The organism is Acinetobacter chinensis, from assembly GCF_002165375.2.
Taxonomy (GTDB): Bacteria; Pseudomonadota; Gammaproteobacteria; order Pseudomonadales; family Moraxellaceae; genus Acinetobacter; species Acinetobacter chinensis.
The window spans coordinates 2,540,236-2,557,264 of record NZ_CP032134.1 but is presented as its reverse complement, the minus strand read 5'-3'; the positions used below and the strand labels follow the sequence as shown (position 1 = coordinate 2,557,264).

7 protein-coding genes are annotated in these 17,029 nt (G+C 46.1%); 5 read left to right on the top strand and 2 right to left on the bottom strand.

The genetic code is table 11. The features are described 5' to 3' along the window. The first annotated feature begins 14 nt into the window (after nt 1–14). The 4 genes from CDG60_RS13085 to CDG60_RS13070 all read left to right on the top strand — a co-directional run bounded on the left by CDG60_RS13085 (nt 15) and on the right by CDG60_RS13070 (nt 13,537). Nucleotides 15–665 (top strand): isochorismatase family protein, encoded by a 651-nt coding sequence (locus CDG60_RS13085; RefSeq protein WP_087511899.1) that lies wholly within the window; start codon nt 15–17, stop codon nt 663–665. Next, a complete protein-coding gene (locus CDG60_RS13080) occupies nt 662–892 on the top strand; it encodes a phosphopantetheine-binding protein (protein WP_087511898.1) in 231 nt (76 codons plus the stop codon). Before CDG60_RS13085 ends, CDG60_RS13080 begins: the two co-directional genes overlap by 4 nt. Before the next feature lie 125 nt (nt 893–1,017). Beyond that, nucleotides 1,018–2,184 (top strand): type III PLP-dependent enzyme, encoded by a 1,167-nt coding sequence (locus CDG60_RS13075; protein ID WP_087511897.1) that lies wholly within the window; start codon nt 1,018–1,020, stop codon nt 2,182–2,184. A gap of 529 nt (nt 2,185–2,713) precedes the next feature. Then, the gene (locus CDG60_RS13070; RefSeq protein WP_087511896.1) at nt 2,714–13,537 is read left to right on the top strand and encodes an ESPR-type extended signal peptide-containing protein; all 10,824 of its coding nucleotides are present in this window, start codon (nt 2,714–2,716) and stop codon (nt 13,535–13,537) included. 86 nt (nt 13,538–13,623) lie between these two features. Here CDG60_RS13070 and CDG60_RS13065 read toward each other — a convergent pair whose 3' ends face one another. Further along, nucleotides 13,624–14,313, bottom strand: a complete 690-nt coding sequence (locus tag CDG60_RS13065; protein WP_087511895.1) for a pirin family protein — start codon at nt 14,311–14,313, stop codon at nt 13,624–13,626. A 189-nt stretch (nt 14,314–14,502) separates the two neighbouring features. Then, nucleotides 14,503–15,738 carry a L,D-transpeptidase family protein gene (locus CDG60_RS13060; protein ID WP_087511894.1) on the bottom strand — a complete coding sequence of 412 codons (1,236 nt, stop codon included), beginning with the start codon at nt 15,736–15,738 and terminating at the stop codon, nt 14,503–14,505. A 208-nt stretch (nt 15,739–15,946) separates the two neighbouring features. Between CDG60_RS13060 and hemE the strand changes: the two genes are divergently transcribed. Further along, complete coding sequence (gene hemE, locus CDG60_RS13055; protein ID WP_087511893.1) at nt 15,947–17,020, top strand: uroporphyrinogen decarboxylase; 1,074 nt, start codon at nt 15,947–15,949, stop codon at nt 17,018–17,020. Nucleotides 17,021–17,029: the final 9 nt, after the last annotated feature.

Genomic DNA, 17,029 nt, shown 5'->3' with positions numbered 1-17,029 from the left:
TTGCAGGTAAAAAAATGACCATTCCCCGTATAGCCGGTTATGCCATGCCACAGACAGGCAGTTTTCCGGTCAATAAAGTTAACTGGCGCATTGAAACAGATCGGGCAGTATTACTTGTTCACGATATGCAGCAGTATTTTCTGGATTTTTATGATCAGACACAGGCGCCTATACCAGAGCTGATTCAGAATTGTCGAAAACTGATTGATCAGTGTCATGCAGCAGGCATTCCTGTTTATTACACCGCACAGCCAGGCGATCAGACACCTGAACACCGTCAGTTACTGACTGATTTCTGGGGTAAGGGACTGGCATCCGGTGAAAAAACAGTGCCGATCATCTCTGCCCTGGAACCTGCAGAGCAGGATACTGTACTCACAAAATGGCGTTACAGCGCATTTAAAAAAATTGACTTCGAACAGCAGATCAAAGCGCAAAACCGTGATCAGCTGATCATTTGTGGTGTCTATGCACATATCGGTTGTCTGATGACGGCAGCTGAAGCCTTTATGCTGGATATACAGGCGTTTCTGGCAGGAGATGCACTGGCAGATTTCAGTCTTGAGGAACACAGAATGGCACTGAATTATGCAGCAGGAAGATGCGCCAGAGTGGTGGATACAGCGTCCATCATTCAGGACATTCATTCAGGAGAGCAGAAATGAATGCAACCCGACTGGATCTGGAAGAAATACGTCAGATCGTTGCAAAGCAGCTCAATATAGATGCTCAGGAGATTCAGGATGACGATGATCTGTTCATGCTGGGACTGGATTCTATGAGTCTGATGACACTGGTCAGTGTCTGGCGAGCTTCTGGCATCAGCGTTGAGTTTCAGGATCTGGTTGAAAACCCGACAGTGACTGGATGGTTACAGCGCTTAAATCAATAAATTCTGTAGGCAGCAATTCAGTTTGCGGTGCTGAGCCTGGATTGAGTCACAGCACTGCTCCAGACCTTCTGATGGTTAAAAACGTATGCCATCTCATCATAAAATTGAAAAATAATGGATTTCCTATGCAGTTAGAACATTACTATTCATCACAACAATGGAAAAAAATTCAGAACTTTTCTGCAATGAAAAACAGTCCATTTTTAGTGGTCGATCTGGATCGTATCCAGTTTAAATATGAGGAACTGAAACAGTGCTTTCCATCTGCAACCGTTTTTTATGCAGTCAAAGCAAATCCAGGTCGTGAAATTATTCAGCGTCTGAAAAATATCGGTTCAAACTTTGATGTCGCTTCCACTTATGAACTGGATCGTGTTCTGGAAAGTGGCGTGTCACCGGAACGGATTTCTTTTGGAAATACCATTAAAAAAGCGGTCGATGTTCAATATGCCTATGATCAGGGGGTTAGACTGTTTGTGACAGATGCCCGTGCAGATCTTGAGCAGATTGCACAGTTTGCACCAGGTTCCCGTGTCTTTGTCAGGGTGCTGGTCGAATCAGGAACTACAGCAGAATGGCCTTTGTCCAGAAAGTTTGGCTGTGACCCTGCCATGGCAGTGGATTTAATGGTTGAAGCAAAAAAACTGGGATTAAAACCTTATGGTGTCTCTTTTCATGTGGGGAGTCAGCAAAAGGAAGTTACTGTCTGGCGTACAGCACTGGATACAGTAAAATCAGTTTTTGAAACGCTGGAAAATCAGCATCAGATTCAGCTTGAACTGATTAATATGGGAGGTGGATTTCCAGCCCGCTATCTGTCAGAAATCAACAGTATTCAGGCTTATGCTGAACAGATTAAAATGTATCTGAAACATAATTTTAACCGGGAAATTACACTGTTTTTAGAGCCAGGGCGCTCACTTGTTGGTGATGCGGGTGTGATTGTTTCTGAAATTGTTTTAATTTCAAATAAATCTGAAAAAGACTCAAAACGCTGGATTTATACAGATGTTGGGGTATTTAACGGTTTAATTGAAACCCTGGGTGAGACAACCAAATATCCGATTTATACGCCTAAAATGCAGCCTCAGGCAGAACAGTCCAAAGTTGTACTGGCAGGTCCAACCTGTGACTCAACCGATATTATGTATGAAAAAATTCCATATCAGTTGCCTTTGGATCTGGTCATTGGTGATCGCCTGTACTGGTTAAGTACAGGTGCATATACCACTTCTTATGCATCGGTTGAATTTAATGGTTATCCGCCATTGCGAACGTTTTATTTAGAATAAGATTAATGTACAGGGATGTACTGATCCGATATATGGATTATATTTTTCTAAAATAAATATGAAAAAAATCATGATAAAAGTGAATTATATTATGTGGCTGATATGTTTTTATAAAATCATCCTTTGTAATGTGTGAAATATAATCAATAATTACTGTTTGATTATTCTGATTATAATCATTTTGTTGATTACTAATGACTTAATTTAATTATCCGGTTTATTTTGAATTATTGAGGCTTTTATATACTGAATGATTTACTGATTAATCAGTATATATTTTTGTAATTAATCCCCATTTCTAGTGATATTCATTTTGTCAGCCAGGTGCTCTAATGAGCCGTTTATTACGCATGCTTCATGCGTGGCTGAATTATTTCTATTAATAACTTGGTCATTTCTGTTTATTTGAACTTATTCCCAACAGGAGAAAAGGATCTTCTTTTTGTGAATAATGTTTGCGGTGCTGATGATTTGATATGCATTGATCTATGAACAGTCCTGATTATAAGTTTGCACTGGGGACATAAAAATGAATCATGTATATCGCATTATATGGAATGAAACTCTTGGGGCATGGGTTGCTGTTGCTGAGAATGTAAAAAGAAAAGGGAAAAGATCAACAGCTAAAACAGCTTTACAGTCAGCATTTTTGTTAGCACTGCCCGTGATAGGGGTTAATGCTTATGCGTATGATGCAGTTAAAACATGCAAACCAACTTCAAATACCGCAATAAATTGTACAGACAGCAATAATTTTACACAGACAATCACGCTTGGGTCGAGCACTTACAGTAACAGTGATAATAAAGCGATAGGTGCGAAAGCGAAAGCTGAAGATGGTAAAAATGGCAGAACGGGTGTGCTGTTTGTACCTCCAACTTCAGGTAAGCCTGGAGGGGATGTGGGATTAACTTATGTTGCTGATGGTGCTGCCAGTATTGATGTAAACACTGGTGTTGTCGTCATGAAATTTAAAGCGACATCAGGCAGTGATACGCATATAAAAACAATTACTTTAACGCCAAAAGATAAACAGAAACTGACAGAATATACTGTTGTTGAAAGTACCCAGAAAAATTCAGATCCATCCGTCAATACGCCTGCCAGAACTGTGACTGCAACTGTGGCATATGATTCGGCTGATGAGGAGAAATTTACTGTTAAGATTCCATCTTATGACTTAACAATGAATTTTTCACCGACAACAAAAGCTGAAGCTGCGAGTCCTGCTGCAATAAATGACAGTCTTAATGTCATTGTGAAAGGGCAGGGGAAAAATCAGACAACAGTTAAAAATAATAATGGAATTGCGATTCAGGCTGTCAATGAAGGCGGTAAAGGCGGTAAGGGTGGATCATATTATTTAGGTGGAAAAGGTAAAGCTGGTGGTGCGGGTGGTGATGCTTCTGATGCTGTGCTTAATGTTTCAAAGTTAAAAATTGAAACCACAGGTGAGTCGATTGGGCTTTATGCAGCCTCCAGGGGCGGGACTGGCGGCGATGGCGGTGGATCATATGCTGCTGCAAATGCGCAGGGTGGAAATGGCAATCCAGGCGGTGAAGCAGGAAAGGCAGTTATTCAAACGGATAGCCTGGAAATTATTACTCATGGCAAAAATTCTGTAGGAGTTTTAGCTGTGAGTGAAGGAGGTCGTGGCGGAGATGCTGGTGGCTCAGTCGGTATTGTTTCACATCAAGGAAAGGGAAGCAGTGCAGGAAAAGCAGGATCAGTTGAAATCTCAACTGATAAAAATACGACTATCGTTTCTAATGGTGATGAATCTACAGGAATTTTAGGGCAGTCAATCGGCGGTTCAGGGGGTAATAGTGGCTATGCTGTAGGGATTGCCGCGTTGGGAGGTTCCGGTGGTTCTGGTGGTGATGCGGATAAAGTAACAATTAATAATAAATCCAGTATTACGATGAATGGCAAGAATGAGTCTTCAGCAATTATTGCTCAGTCCTTAGGTGGTGGAGGTGGTAGCGGTAAGTTTGGTGCTGGCCTGGTCACTTTAGCTGCAAAAGGGAATGTTGGTGGCTATGGTGGAAAAGTTGTTGTGGATAATCAAGCCAGTCAGTTGATTACAAAGGGTTCATTTTCGTATGGAATCCTGGCTCAATCTATTGGTGGAGGTGGTGGTAATGGTGGTACAGCAATTGGTTTGGCAGCAATAGGCGCAGAAGGTGGGGAAGGTAACAAAGCGGATGCAGTAGAGGTCACCCAGTCTGGAAATATCACTACAGGTTCTAAGGAGGCAACCAATTCATCTGCAATCCTTGCTCAGTCTATTGGTGGTGGTGGTGGTAATGGCAGTACGTCAGTGGCGGCAGGTCCAGTTTCATTAGCTATCGGTGGTAAAGGCGGTAAGGGGGGGGCTGCCGGTGCAGTAACTGTAGATATGCAGAGTGGTAAACTGATTACATCTGGTACAGATTCTTCAGGGATTCGGGCTCAGTCCATTGGTGGCGGTGGTGGTAATGGCGGGGTGGCTGTATCAGCTGGTGCAGGAGTTGGTATAACGGCAAACATCGCTTTGGGGGGGAATGGTGCTGAGGGTGGTGTTGGTGGAGCAGTTAATGTAAAAGCACAGTCAGGGTCGATTGAAACATCGGGTGATTTATCAACAGGTGTTCTGGCTCAGTCGATAGGTGGCGGCGGTGGTAATGGTGGGATTACAGTTGCTGCAAGTGTAAGTTCGAGCTTAATCAGCGCAAATGTAGCTCTTGGTGGAGCAGGTGGCAAAGGCGGTAAAGCTTCGACTGTTGAGGTTGATAATGCGGCATTCATTACAACAACAGGAAATTCATCCACAGGGATTCTCGCACAGTCTGTTGGTGGCGGTGGTGGTAATGGTGGTATTGCTGTAAGCGGAAGCATAGGTCCTTCTGTGTTGAATGCCAATATCGCTTTAGGTGGTAAAGGTGGGGCAGGTGGTCAGGCAGATACTGTAAAAATCATAAATAAAGCTCAAATTGTCACATCGGGAAGCAGTTCATCAGCAATCGTCAGTCAGTCGATTGGTGGTGCTGGGGGGAATGCTGGTGGTGCAGTCGCTGCTTCACTGGGTAGTGCAAATGCAGTAAATCTGGCCATTGGCGGTAAAGGTGGTGCAGGAGGAAAAGCAGGTGTTGCCAAAGTAGAAAATGATGCTGATTACATTGAAACCAATGGTGATAACTCCTCAGCGATTGTTGCACAGTCGATTGGTGGTGATGGTGGTAATGGTGGGTTTGCCGGTGCTGCCGATATCATGGGTGGAAACTCAATTGGTCTAAGTTTTGGCGGTGCAGGCTCAGCAGGCGCTGAAGCAAATAATGCGATAGTGAACAGTACGGGTGAAATTGCAACCAGAGGCAATAACTCCTCAGCGATTGTAGCCCAGTCTATTGGCGGAACTGGCGGTAATGGCGGTCTGGCACTTGCTGTTAAGGCTGGAGGCAATGGCGTATTTGCCGCAAATGTGGCTCTAGGCGGTGCCGGCGGTGCCGGCGGTCAATCCAAAGGCGTTTCAGTCACAGCAAATAAATCAAAAAATTCAGCGGTCAATACAGCAACACTGTCAACAGCAGGGAACAATGCGATTGGCATATTGGCTCAATCGATTGGCGGCTCAGGCGGTAATGGCGGCTTTTCTGTAGCAGGAACGGCTTTGACAGGCGGTGGGTATTCAGCAGGAGTTGCTCTGGGTGGCGGCAGCGGCGATGGCGGCAAGTCCGGGAGTGTAACCATTGAAACCGATCATAATATCGTAACTGAAGGCGATGCTTCGACAGCAATTGTAGCTCAATCGATTGGCGGTGACGGCGGCAATGGCGGATTTGCTATCAGTGCAGGATTGGATGTCAAAGCGGCTTCAGCAAATGTAAGTCTGGGTGGCGGTGCAGGTGCTGGAGGAACTTCTGGTTCTGTTAATGTAAATTCATATGGTTCAATGATAACCAATGGCTCAGGTTCAGCGGGAATCATCGCACAGTCTCTGGGTGGCAGCGGCGGTAATGGCGGTTTTGCCGTGTCTGGCGGGGCTGCAATCGGTGGAACGGTCAGTGTGGGATTGGGCGGTTCTGGCGCTATAGGCGGTAAGGCTGGTGCAGTCAGTGTAAAGGCTGGCACAAAGAAGAATGAACAAATCACTAAAACTTCTGGTGAAAGCTCAACGGGGGTACTTGCTCAGTCACTTGGCGGTGATGGAGGTAATGGCGGTTTTTCCATTGCCGCGGGTGCCAGTGCCAATTTATATCCGAGCGCCAGTGTAGGTGTCAGTCTGGGCGGAAAAGGCGGCAATGGCGGAACTGCTGGCTCTGTCACATTAGTTTCAAGCAATACAGTGATTACAGAAGGGAATCTTTCATCTGGTTTACAGGCTCAGTCTATTGGTGGAAGTGGCGGTAATGGCGGCTTTTCAGTTGCAGGTTCCGCAGCATTGTCTTTAGAAGGTGCGGCAGGAGCAATTTCAGTCGCACTGGGTGGTGGGTCTGGTAAAGGCGGAAACTCAGGCAATGTAAAACTGAACAGTGATGGTGATATTGAAACCTTTGGTAATTCATCTCATGGTGTCGTTGCCCAGTCAATTGGCGGTGATGGCGGCACGGGCGGTTTTGCAGCAGGTTTAAGCCTGTCGGCATCACTCGAAGGCGCTCCTGCATTTTCAAGTGCTGTAACTGTTGGTGGCAATGGCGGAACGGGCGGTAAATCAGGTGAGGTCAAAGTCACTGTAGATAATGATATTGTCACGCATGGCAATAATTCATTCGGTATTATTGCGCAATCGATTGGCGGCTCTGGTGGCGATGGCGGTTTTTCAACTTCGGTTTCGCTGGCACTCAGTGCTAAGCAAGCTATCAGCTTAGGAGCAAGCGTCGGCGGTAATGGCGGTGATGCGAACACAGCAAATACAGTGTCTGTGAATAACTCAGGAAGTATTGAAACTACTGGAAACTCGTCCTCAGCGATATTGGCTCAATCCATCAATGGCAGCGGCGGTAACGGTGGATTTGCTGCAAATCTGAGCGGAGCTTTTGCACAGGAACTGGCTTTAAGCGCTTCAGTGTCTGTGGGCGGTAAGGGCGGAAATGCTGCCGGCTATGATGCATCAACTAAAAAGAACTCAACTGCCCCGGTCAATAATGTTTCAGTTCGCAATATCGCTTCCATTGATGCAAATACTCCTGTATTAGACCAGGTACAATCAATTGCGACCGCTGGTTCGTATTCCAACGGCATTCTGGCTCAATCCATTGGCGGTGATGGCGGTAATGGCGGGTTATCAATTGCGGGCAGTATTGCTGGTTCATTAGACAGCACCGCAGCTGGAGTCAGTGTGAGTGTCGGCGGTCAAGGCGGTAATGGCGGACGTGCTGGAAACGTTGGAGTTGTAAATAAAAATTATGTCATTGCAACTGAAGGCGTAGGCTCCAGTGCAATTGTGGGGCAATCCATTGGCGGTGAGGGCGGCAATGGTGGTTTGTCAGTTGCAGCCAGCATTGCGGTCAATGCAAAAGCAGGCACAGGTAAGGCTTTGGCATTATCGGCAAGTGTTGGCGGCTTTGGAGGAAATGGCAATACTGCGGGTGAAGTCAGCATCGATTCTGATAACAGCCAGATTTTAGCGGAAAGTAAACCAGATCAGCCCATTTATACAATCCTCACGGAAGGTGCTGATTCACAAGGTATACTGGCGCAATCCATTGGCGGCGGCGGCGGCAACGGCGGACTTTCCGGAAGCTTTGCTTTAAGTATTTCAAAAGACAATTCGGCACCGGCAGCATCAATATCGATTGGCGGTTGGGGCGGTGACGGCAACACATCTGATACTGTTACGGTACATTCAAAAGATAATATTGCTACATTCGGGAATGGATCATCAGGCATCGCTGCCCAATCCATTGCGGGCGCTGGCGGTAATGGCGGATTTGGGCTGTCGGTTGCGGCAAGCTCAAATTTGTCCGAAGATAAAAAGGCTCTAAGCGCATCAGTTGCTGTCGGTGGATTTGGCGGCAATGGTGATGCAGCTGGCAAGGTTAATGTCGATTCTGAAGGATTGATTAATACTTTTGGAAGCTACAGTAATGGCGTATTAGCTCAATCCATCGGCGGCGGCGGTGGTAACGGTGGTATGGCAATGACAGTGGATGCATCACTGGCCAAAAACAGCATGGGCTTATCTGCAAGTGTTGGCGGCTGGGGCGGTACAGGCGGTACAGGCGGCGCTGTTGATGTTAAGCGTCTTGGTGATATTGCTACAGATGGCGAGCGCGCAGCGGGAATTTTAGCACAATCGATTGGCGGTGGCGGCGGTAACGGCGGCAACAGCTATAGTGGTTCTGTATACATTGATAGTCCTAAAAATACGGACAAGGCGACAAATATCACTGCCTCAGTCGGCGGCTTTGGCGGCAGCGGCAATACAGCAGACATTGTGACAGTCAACAGCATCGGTAATATCTTTACTTCGGGTATGTTATCCAGTGCTATTCAGGCTCAATCGATTGGCGGTGGAGGTGGTAATGGCGGCAATGCCAGCACCATGACTTTAAAGCTTCAGTGTGGTGATCTGTGTAAGGACAGTTCATCGAGCAATACAGGTAACTCTAATAGCGGCAATACAGGTACATCAGGCGGCAGCAGTACTTCGGGTTCAAGTTCTACCGCAGCTTCAACCGCGAAATCAGATACCAATATTTCTTTCAGTGTTGGAGGTTGGGGTGGTATCGGAAATGATGCCGATGATGTCAATGTCACCAGTTCAGGCATACTGGCAACCTCAGGTCGCGGTTCACACGGTATTTATGCTCAGTCCATCGGCGGTGGTGGTGGTGATGGTGGAACTTCAATCGTTGAATCCAAGGTTTTTAACCTTACGAAGGATGGAACTAAATTATTAAACCCCTCAGATATTCAGTTAAATGATAATAAATTGACCTTTGCCTTAGGTGTTGGTGGCTATAAAGGTGCGGCCGGTCAGTCCGGTGAAGTTCATGTTGAGCACGCTGGGGTTATTGTGACCGAAGGTGATAATGCCAAAGGTATTTTTGCACAGGCGATTGGCGGTGGTGGTGGTAATGGCGGTGATACTTCAGGTGCTACTGTTGGCGTTGGTGGTGGTGCATTTCAGGAAGAGCTGGCTGCAGGTATGAGTGCGCTTGCTGGCGTATTGGGTCAGGATTGGGATACCAGTAATCTGACAGGTGCAGCAGGCAATGCAGATCTGGTGAGTGTTGTGACGAAGCAGACTCAGCTGGCAGGTGACATCCAGAATATCATCTATACCAAAGGTAACCGTGCTGATGCCATTTTCGCACAGTCAGTGGGTGGCGGTGGTGGTGTAGGCGGTACAGCTTCAGCAAAACTGGCAATTGGTGGCGATGGTGGGACAGCGGGTAATGGTGGCAGGGTTGTCGTAGAAAACGCATTATCCTTATTTACAGACGGGCTTTTCTCACGGGGTATTTTTGCTCAGTCAATCGGTGGCGGTGGCGGAACGGGTGGAGATATTGAAAAGAAAGCGACAGTCGGTATCGGTGGTTCAGGTAAAAATGCAGGCAATGCAGATACTGTAACTGTTGACAATGATGCAGGTATTCTGACCAAAGGTGATGGTGCTCAGGGGATTCTCGCGCAGTCCATTGGCGGCGGCGGTGGTACGGGCGGTTCTGTTGAGCAGGCAACCATAGCAATTGGTGGTGGTATTCTAGCGAATGTCCTTGATGAAATCAGTGATGCAAAAGTAAAAGGTACACCTGTATTTACCACGGCGACTGGTGGTGATGGTCAGATTGTGACTGTCACTAACAGTACAAAAGGCACGATTGAGACACAGGGTGAACGTGCTGCTGCGATTCAGGCACAATCCATTGGTGGGGGCGGTGGTGTTGGTGGTAATGCATCAGGCTCAGTTTCAGTCGGAGGATTTGGTTCGGCAGCTGGTAATGGGCAGAATGTGATTCTGGGCAATGAAGGTATTTTACGGACCTTTGGTAAAAACTCATCGGCAATCGTCGCTCAGTCCATCGGCGGTGGCGGTGGTGATGGTGGTTCCAGTGACGGTGGTGTGGATACTAAAGACAACACAACCAAAGAAGCGTTTATTTCTGTGGGTGGCAATGGTGCACATGCAGGTAATGCCGGGCAGGTTACAGTCACTAACTTATCAGAGTTGATTTATACAGAAGCAGAAAACTCCAGGGGAATACTGGCTCAGTCCATTGGCGGCGGTGGCGGTCAGGGTGGCTCAAGCTATGGTATTGACATAGCAGGTACTATTGGTGGAGCAGCAAATACGGTCAAGGAAAAACTGGGATCCATTGGTTTAGGCAGTGGAGCAACAGCCAGTGTTATTTCCGCAATGACATCTGTCAGTGGTCTGGTCAGCACAGCTCAAGGTGTAATCTCTGCTCCATTGCAGGATTATTTTAATTCGATGAAAAATGCCATCGCAGGCGGAAATGCATCGGGCGTTACTGTTAAAAATACTGGAAAAGACGGGTTGATCATCACTAAGGGCAATGGTGCAGATGCCATTGTTGCTCAGTCGATTGGTGGCGGTGGTGGTACATCGGGCAGTGCTTCAGGCATATTGATCGCAGGTGCAGCAACAGGTGCTCAGGGTAATGCTGGGACTGTAGTGGTTGAAAATGACGGTGGACTGTATACGGAAGGTGAGCATGCTGCTGCCATTGTTGCGCAGTCGATTGGTGGCGGTGGTGGTCTGAGCAGTGGTCTGGATCAGATGGCTGTCTATGCTGAACTGGGTTCATCCTCAGCATCTGGACTGGGTGATGCAGTCACTGTAAAAAATACCGGAGCCATCAATACAACAGGTCGTTTATCTCAGGCAATTATTGCGCAGTCCATTTCTGGTGGTGGCGGCTCAATTGGCTTAAGCGAACAGTTATTACTGGGCGGAACCAGTACATCGAAAAGTCATGCTAAAGATGTATCCGTAAATAACTCGGGTTATATCGAAACTGAAACTGATGGTTCATCTGCCATTGTTGCACAGTCTATAGGTGGCGGTGGTGGTTTCGCTGCTGCGACTCAGCAGGTACTGACCGAGGGGCAGGGTTCAGGTAACAGTGGCAATATCAATATCAGCAATGTTGCAGCAGCAGGTGCCGAGTCGACCGGTATATATACGGCGGGACGTTATGCCCACGGTATAGTTGCTCAGTCTGTTGCTGGCGGTGGTGGTTATGCAAACCTGATGGATACGACAGGTAATCTGACAGGATTCTTTGCAGGTTCAGCAGGTGGTACAGGTACAGCAGGCAACGTCACTGTTAATCAGCAGGGCAATATTGCGACCAAAGGACAAGGCTCATACAGTATTTTTGCGCAGAGTCAGGGTTCTACAAATGGCAATATTAACATCAGCATTGGAAAAGACAGTGTACTGATTGGTGGTGAAGGAACAGGCGCTGCGATTGGTATGTTTGATGGAGCGAACAATCTTCTGAGTAATGCCGGTTACCTGACTGCATTAGGGCAAACAGAAGGGCTGTATCTGGATGAAAATATGCAGCTGGCAGCCGCTGGCTGGCTGGATGCGAACGCCGTGAATGCAGGAACTGGCAATGATAATGTAGTAAACAGCGGTTTCATGACGGGTTCACTGTGGCTGGATGATGGACGTAATACCCTGACCAATACACTGAATGCCTGGTTGCTTGCAGGAAAGACTATTCAGATGAATCTGGCTGGCGCAGCTGTAAAAGGTGAAGCTGTCAATGAAGGGAGCTGGGCTGTCGGTGGAGTTAACCGAGTGGACTCCACCTATCTGGACGGTAATTTTACACAGACAGACAGTGGTATTTTACATTGGGATTATGATCTTGACCGAGGATCTGTACAGCCGGTTGCAACTGCAGGACTGCGCAGTTTAATGAGTACGGGGACAGGTTCGACATCAAGCCTGGGTGCATCCGATATTATGAGTGTCACAGGGACTGCGACACTGGGCGGAACCATATCAGTTAACTTACTGAACCCAGAAAAAGTCACACCGGGTCTGTTTAATCAGACACTGGTCAGTGCGACCAATGTCGTTGATACAGGATTTACTGTTTCAGCTGTTCCATCTGCGGTGGCACTGTTCAATAAAGTTGTTACAGCAAACTCATCTTCCATTCAGGCAGATATTGATTTTGCACGGACTACGCTGACTGAAAATGGACAGCACTTAGGACGGGCGATCAACGCCATTCAACTGGCACAGGTCAGCCCCGAGTTTGAACCTGTAGCAGCCGCTCTGCTGTATCGACCTGACATCAGCGCATTACAGACCGCATATAACTCCATCAGTGGTGAAGGAAATGCTGCAATTCTGCAGACAGCATTCAATCACGGACATGGTGTGCTGAATGATGTTTCTGCACAGGCAGACTACTGGAATTCCCGGACTGCTTATGCACGTCATAATGATGTCTATACCGTCATCTGTGACCAGTCTACGCCAGATGGGGCTAAATGTATTGATAACAGTCTGTGGCGCGTCTGGATTTCGGGGCAGAATGGTAAAACAGAGATCAACAGAGATCGTGACTCAGGTGCTGCAGCATATGCCGGTACCAGCTACAGAACAGTTGCAGGTCTGGATTATGCTCTAAATAAAAATACATTACTGGGTCTGGCTTTTGGTAATGCAAAAACTCAGTTTGCAGTAGAAGACAGAGCGACGACAGGTCTTGCTGAGACCAACAGTCTTGCATTTTATGTCAATAAAAATCTGGACAGAATGTATATCAAGGGTGCATTAAGTTATGACTGGTTGGATGCATCTACGAAACGTTTTGCGATGGTTGAAGGGTCGGATGTGCCAGTGATTCCTGTAGCAGGGATTTCCAGTGATCTTCAGGCAGAGTTTGAAGGCAATACGATGAATCTGCGAACTGAGGCAGGTTATAAGCTGGCATGGAAAAAACTGAACATTACACCGTTTGCAGGATTGCAGGTATCTGCTGTAAATGTGGACAGTACCAGTGAAACAGCGACAGATGGCAGTCAGGCTCTCGGACTTGTTTACAGTGGCAACAATGCCTATTCCGTACCATTATTTGCAGGAGCACAGTTTGATACAACCTTTATGTTCAGTGAGGGAAGTATTCAGCCTTATGCCCGACTGAGTCTGGCGCATGATTTTTCGACCAAGCGTTCAATGGAAGCGCAGTTTGCTTCAGCTCCAGGGTATAAATTTGAAGTACAGGGTGCTGTGCCGGAGAAAAATACACTGGATGTGAGTGCTGGATTTAAAATGATGTCGATTACCAACCTGTCTTTCTATGGACAGTTTAATGGACAGTATTCAGAAAAAGGTGCAAAAAATGAAGGCGGATCTCTGGGGCTGGAAGTTCGCTGGTAATATCTGAGCAAAGTCTGAAATATACAGATCAGATATTCATAAAAAAGCCCTGACATCAGTCAGGGCTTTTTTTACAGCACGTTGTTTTATCGGGTCAGATCGAACCAGATGAACTGGCTGTCTGCATTTGCAGTCAGTGTGGAAACATCATCAAACAATAATGCATCACCTGCTTTAACCGTCTGACCTGCAATGTCAATTTCACCTTCAATCACATGGACATAGTTAAACTGCTGAGTTGCTTTTACTTCCAGACTGTGACCTTTTTCAAGATAAGCGGCTTTCACTTCAGCATTCTGGCGGATATGCATAGGCGCATTTGCATCAGGACCGACAATCAGATTCCATTCGTTTGGATTCTGTTTTGGGTCACGCATGATCTGCTGATAATTCGGTTCTGCATTCTGTTCATTTGGAATAATCCAGATCTGAAGCATATGCACAGGAATATCGCCGTTGTTGATTTCACTGTGCTGTACACCTGTACCGGCACTCATCAGCTGCCATTCACCTGCTGTAATATGACGTTCATTCCCCATGCTGTCTTTATGGGAAATTGTTCCTGAAAGCACACAGGTCAGAATTTCCATATTGTCATGCGAGTGAGTGCCAAAGCCATTATGTGCAGCAATTGTGTCATCATTAATGACACGTAAAGAACCGACACCCATAAATTTAGGGTTGTACCAGCTGCCAAATGAGAAACTGTGCTTAGTATCCAGCCATCCCATTTTTACGTGACCGCGGTCTTCACTGTGATGTAGATAAGTTGTCATAGCCAACTCCATATATTTATTTTTAACTTGAGCTTATTTTAATAGGTTGAGTCAGGCTGGAAGAACAGGAAAAAAGCAACATGTCGTTCTATATTTGAAACAGATAGAGAAAAATATACAGATCATAGAAAATTACAGTCATAAAAAAAGCCTGCATATGCAGGCTTTTTCATTCAGAGAGCTGACTGATTATTCAAGGAATTTTACAGTTACGCCTGCTTTTACTTTTTTACCCAGATCATTGGCATCCCAGTTGGTCAGACGGATACAGCCGTGTGATGCTGTTTTTGAAATGGCAGATGGATTTGGTGTCCCGTGAATACCAAACGACTTTTTACTCAGACCAATCCAGATATTACCGACAGGACCGTTAGGACCAGGTGGTAAAGAAAGAGGTTTCAGGTTCTTACCCTGTACAAAGTTACTTGGAGAGTAGCTGTACCAAGGGTTTGGAGCTACACCCGTCACTTTATATGTTCCTGTTGGCGACGGAGTATCAGAACTGCCGATGGTTGCAGGGAATGAACCGATCATCTGATTACGGCTGTTGAACAGATAAAGTTGTTTTGCACCTTTGTGAGCAACAATCAGGTGAATATCTTCTGGAACTTCATTGCGGATATTGGCCACAATGATTTTTTCACCCGCTTTTTTGAATGTTGCTTTTGGATTAAGTTTTTTCAGGAACTCTTCATCCATATGGAACTTCTCACCCAGCATTTCAGTGACGCGGGTGTAGTACAGTCCTTTCATTTTTGACTGGAGTGCATAATCATGCGGAATAGAAGCTGCGTATGGTCCTTTGAGGTCCGCATCAGTCAGCGTATATTCAATAAATGCAGGTTTTGATCCCTGATTTGCAACCAGTGCATCCCATGTTTCACGGGTCAGAATACCGGTTGCTTTCAGTCCATTGATCTGCTGGAAAGATGCAATTGCTTTCAGTGTATTTTTACCGCTTGAACCATCAATTGCACCTGGAGAAGCATGTGCATTGTTCAGCATAACGTGCGCACGTGCATAAACAGGGAACTGACCTTTGCCGATATTTTCATACCATTGCGCATTGTTCAGACCATCCAGTGTCCATGATGCTTTTACAGCTGGTGTTTTGTTTACTGTGGTCGAAGGCTGAGCAGATGAAGCAGGGGCTTCACCGATTGCAGCTGTTGTATCTTCAGCATTCTGCAGGTTCTGCAGTGTCTGGGATGCGTTATTCAGATCCTGTTGTTCTTGTTTGGAAATTCTGACTTCAGATGTTGCTTTTGCTGCAGATGCACCTGTTGCCAAAGGATCAATTGGATCCTCAATAGCTGTATCCGTAACGACTTTAGGATTTAATGGCTGTTCAGCTGTGGAGGCTGCAAATGCAGTTCCGGCAAAAATGCAACTTAAACTCATTGCGAGTAATGTGCGAACGAACATGAAATTCAACCTTAAGAATTATTCATTTACATTGTGAAAAACTGGACAAGTATTGCAGAAATAAAATGGTGTTGCAGTATTTGTTTTGTGTAAATCCTGAATTTATTATATTTATTTTATACAAAGTGCAGAATGCAGAGAGAAGTTATTAAAAAGTCAGACTTTTTGTTATGATATTCCAAAGATTAAACTGAAGTCAGGAAAGTGAATGACCGCCTTAAAAAATGATCGTTTTCTTCGTGCTTTACTGCGTGAACCTGTAGACACAACACCAGTATGGATGATGCGCCAGGCAGGACGGTATCTCCCTGAATATCGTGAAACCCGTGCAAAAGCCGGTGATTTTCTTTCTCTGTGCAAAAATACTGAATTTGCCTGCGAAGTGACTTTACAGCCATTGCGCCGTTATGAACTGGATGCAGCGATTCTGTTTTCTGACATTCTGACTGTTCCTGATGCACTGGGTCTGGGCTTGTATTTTGAAGCAGGCGAAGGACCTAAATTTCATAAAACAGTCCGTACAGAGCAGGATGTAGCAAATCTGCCTGCATTCAATGCAAAGTCTGACCTGGCTTATGTTATGAATGCAGTTTCCACCATCCGTTCTGCTTTGGGTGGTCAGGTGCCTTTGATTGGCTTCTCAGGCAGTCCATGGACACTGGCTACCTATATGGTTGAAGGTGGTTCGAGTAAAGATTTCCGCTTCACGAAACAGATGATGTATGCCCAGCCGGAAGTGTTGCACGCTTTGATGGACAGACTTGCAGATGCTGTGATTGATTATCTGAATGCACAGATTGATGCAGGTGCCCAGGCTGTACAGATTTTTGACAGCTGGGGTGGGGCACTGGCGCATCGTGAATATCTTGAATTTTCACTGAAATACATGCAGAAAATTGTGGCAGGTTTAAAACGTGAAAATGAAGGACGTAAAGTACCTGTCATTCTCTTCACCAAAGGTGGCGGTCAGTGGCTTGAGCCAATGATTGCAACCGGTGCAGATGCATTTGGACTGGACTGGACCACGCAGTTGAATGTTGCACGCCAGACAGTTAATGGACGTGCTGCACTGCAAGGCAACCTGGATCCTGCAACTTTATATGGTTCAGCAGCCAGCATTGAAAAAGCAACCAGAGCCATGCTGGATGATGCCTATGCCAGTGGTGAAAAAACGGGTTATGTCGCAAATTTAGGTCATGGCATTACTCAGTGGGTCGATCCTGCGCGTCCGAAAGCATTTATTGATACAGTGCATGAATACAGTGCGAAATATCTGGGTTAATCAGTATTA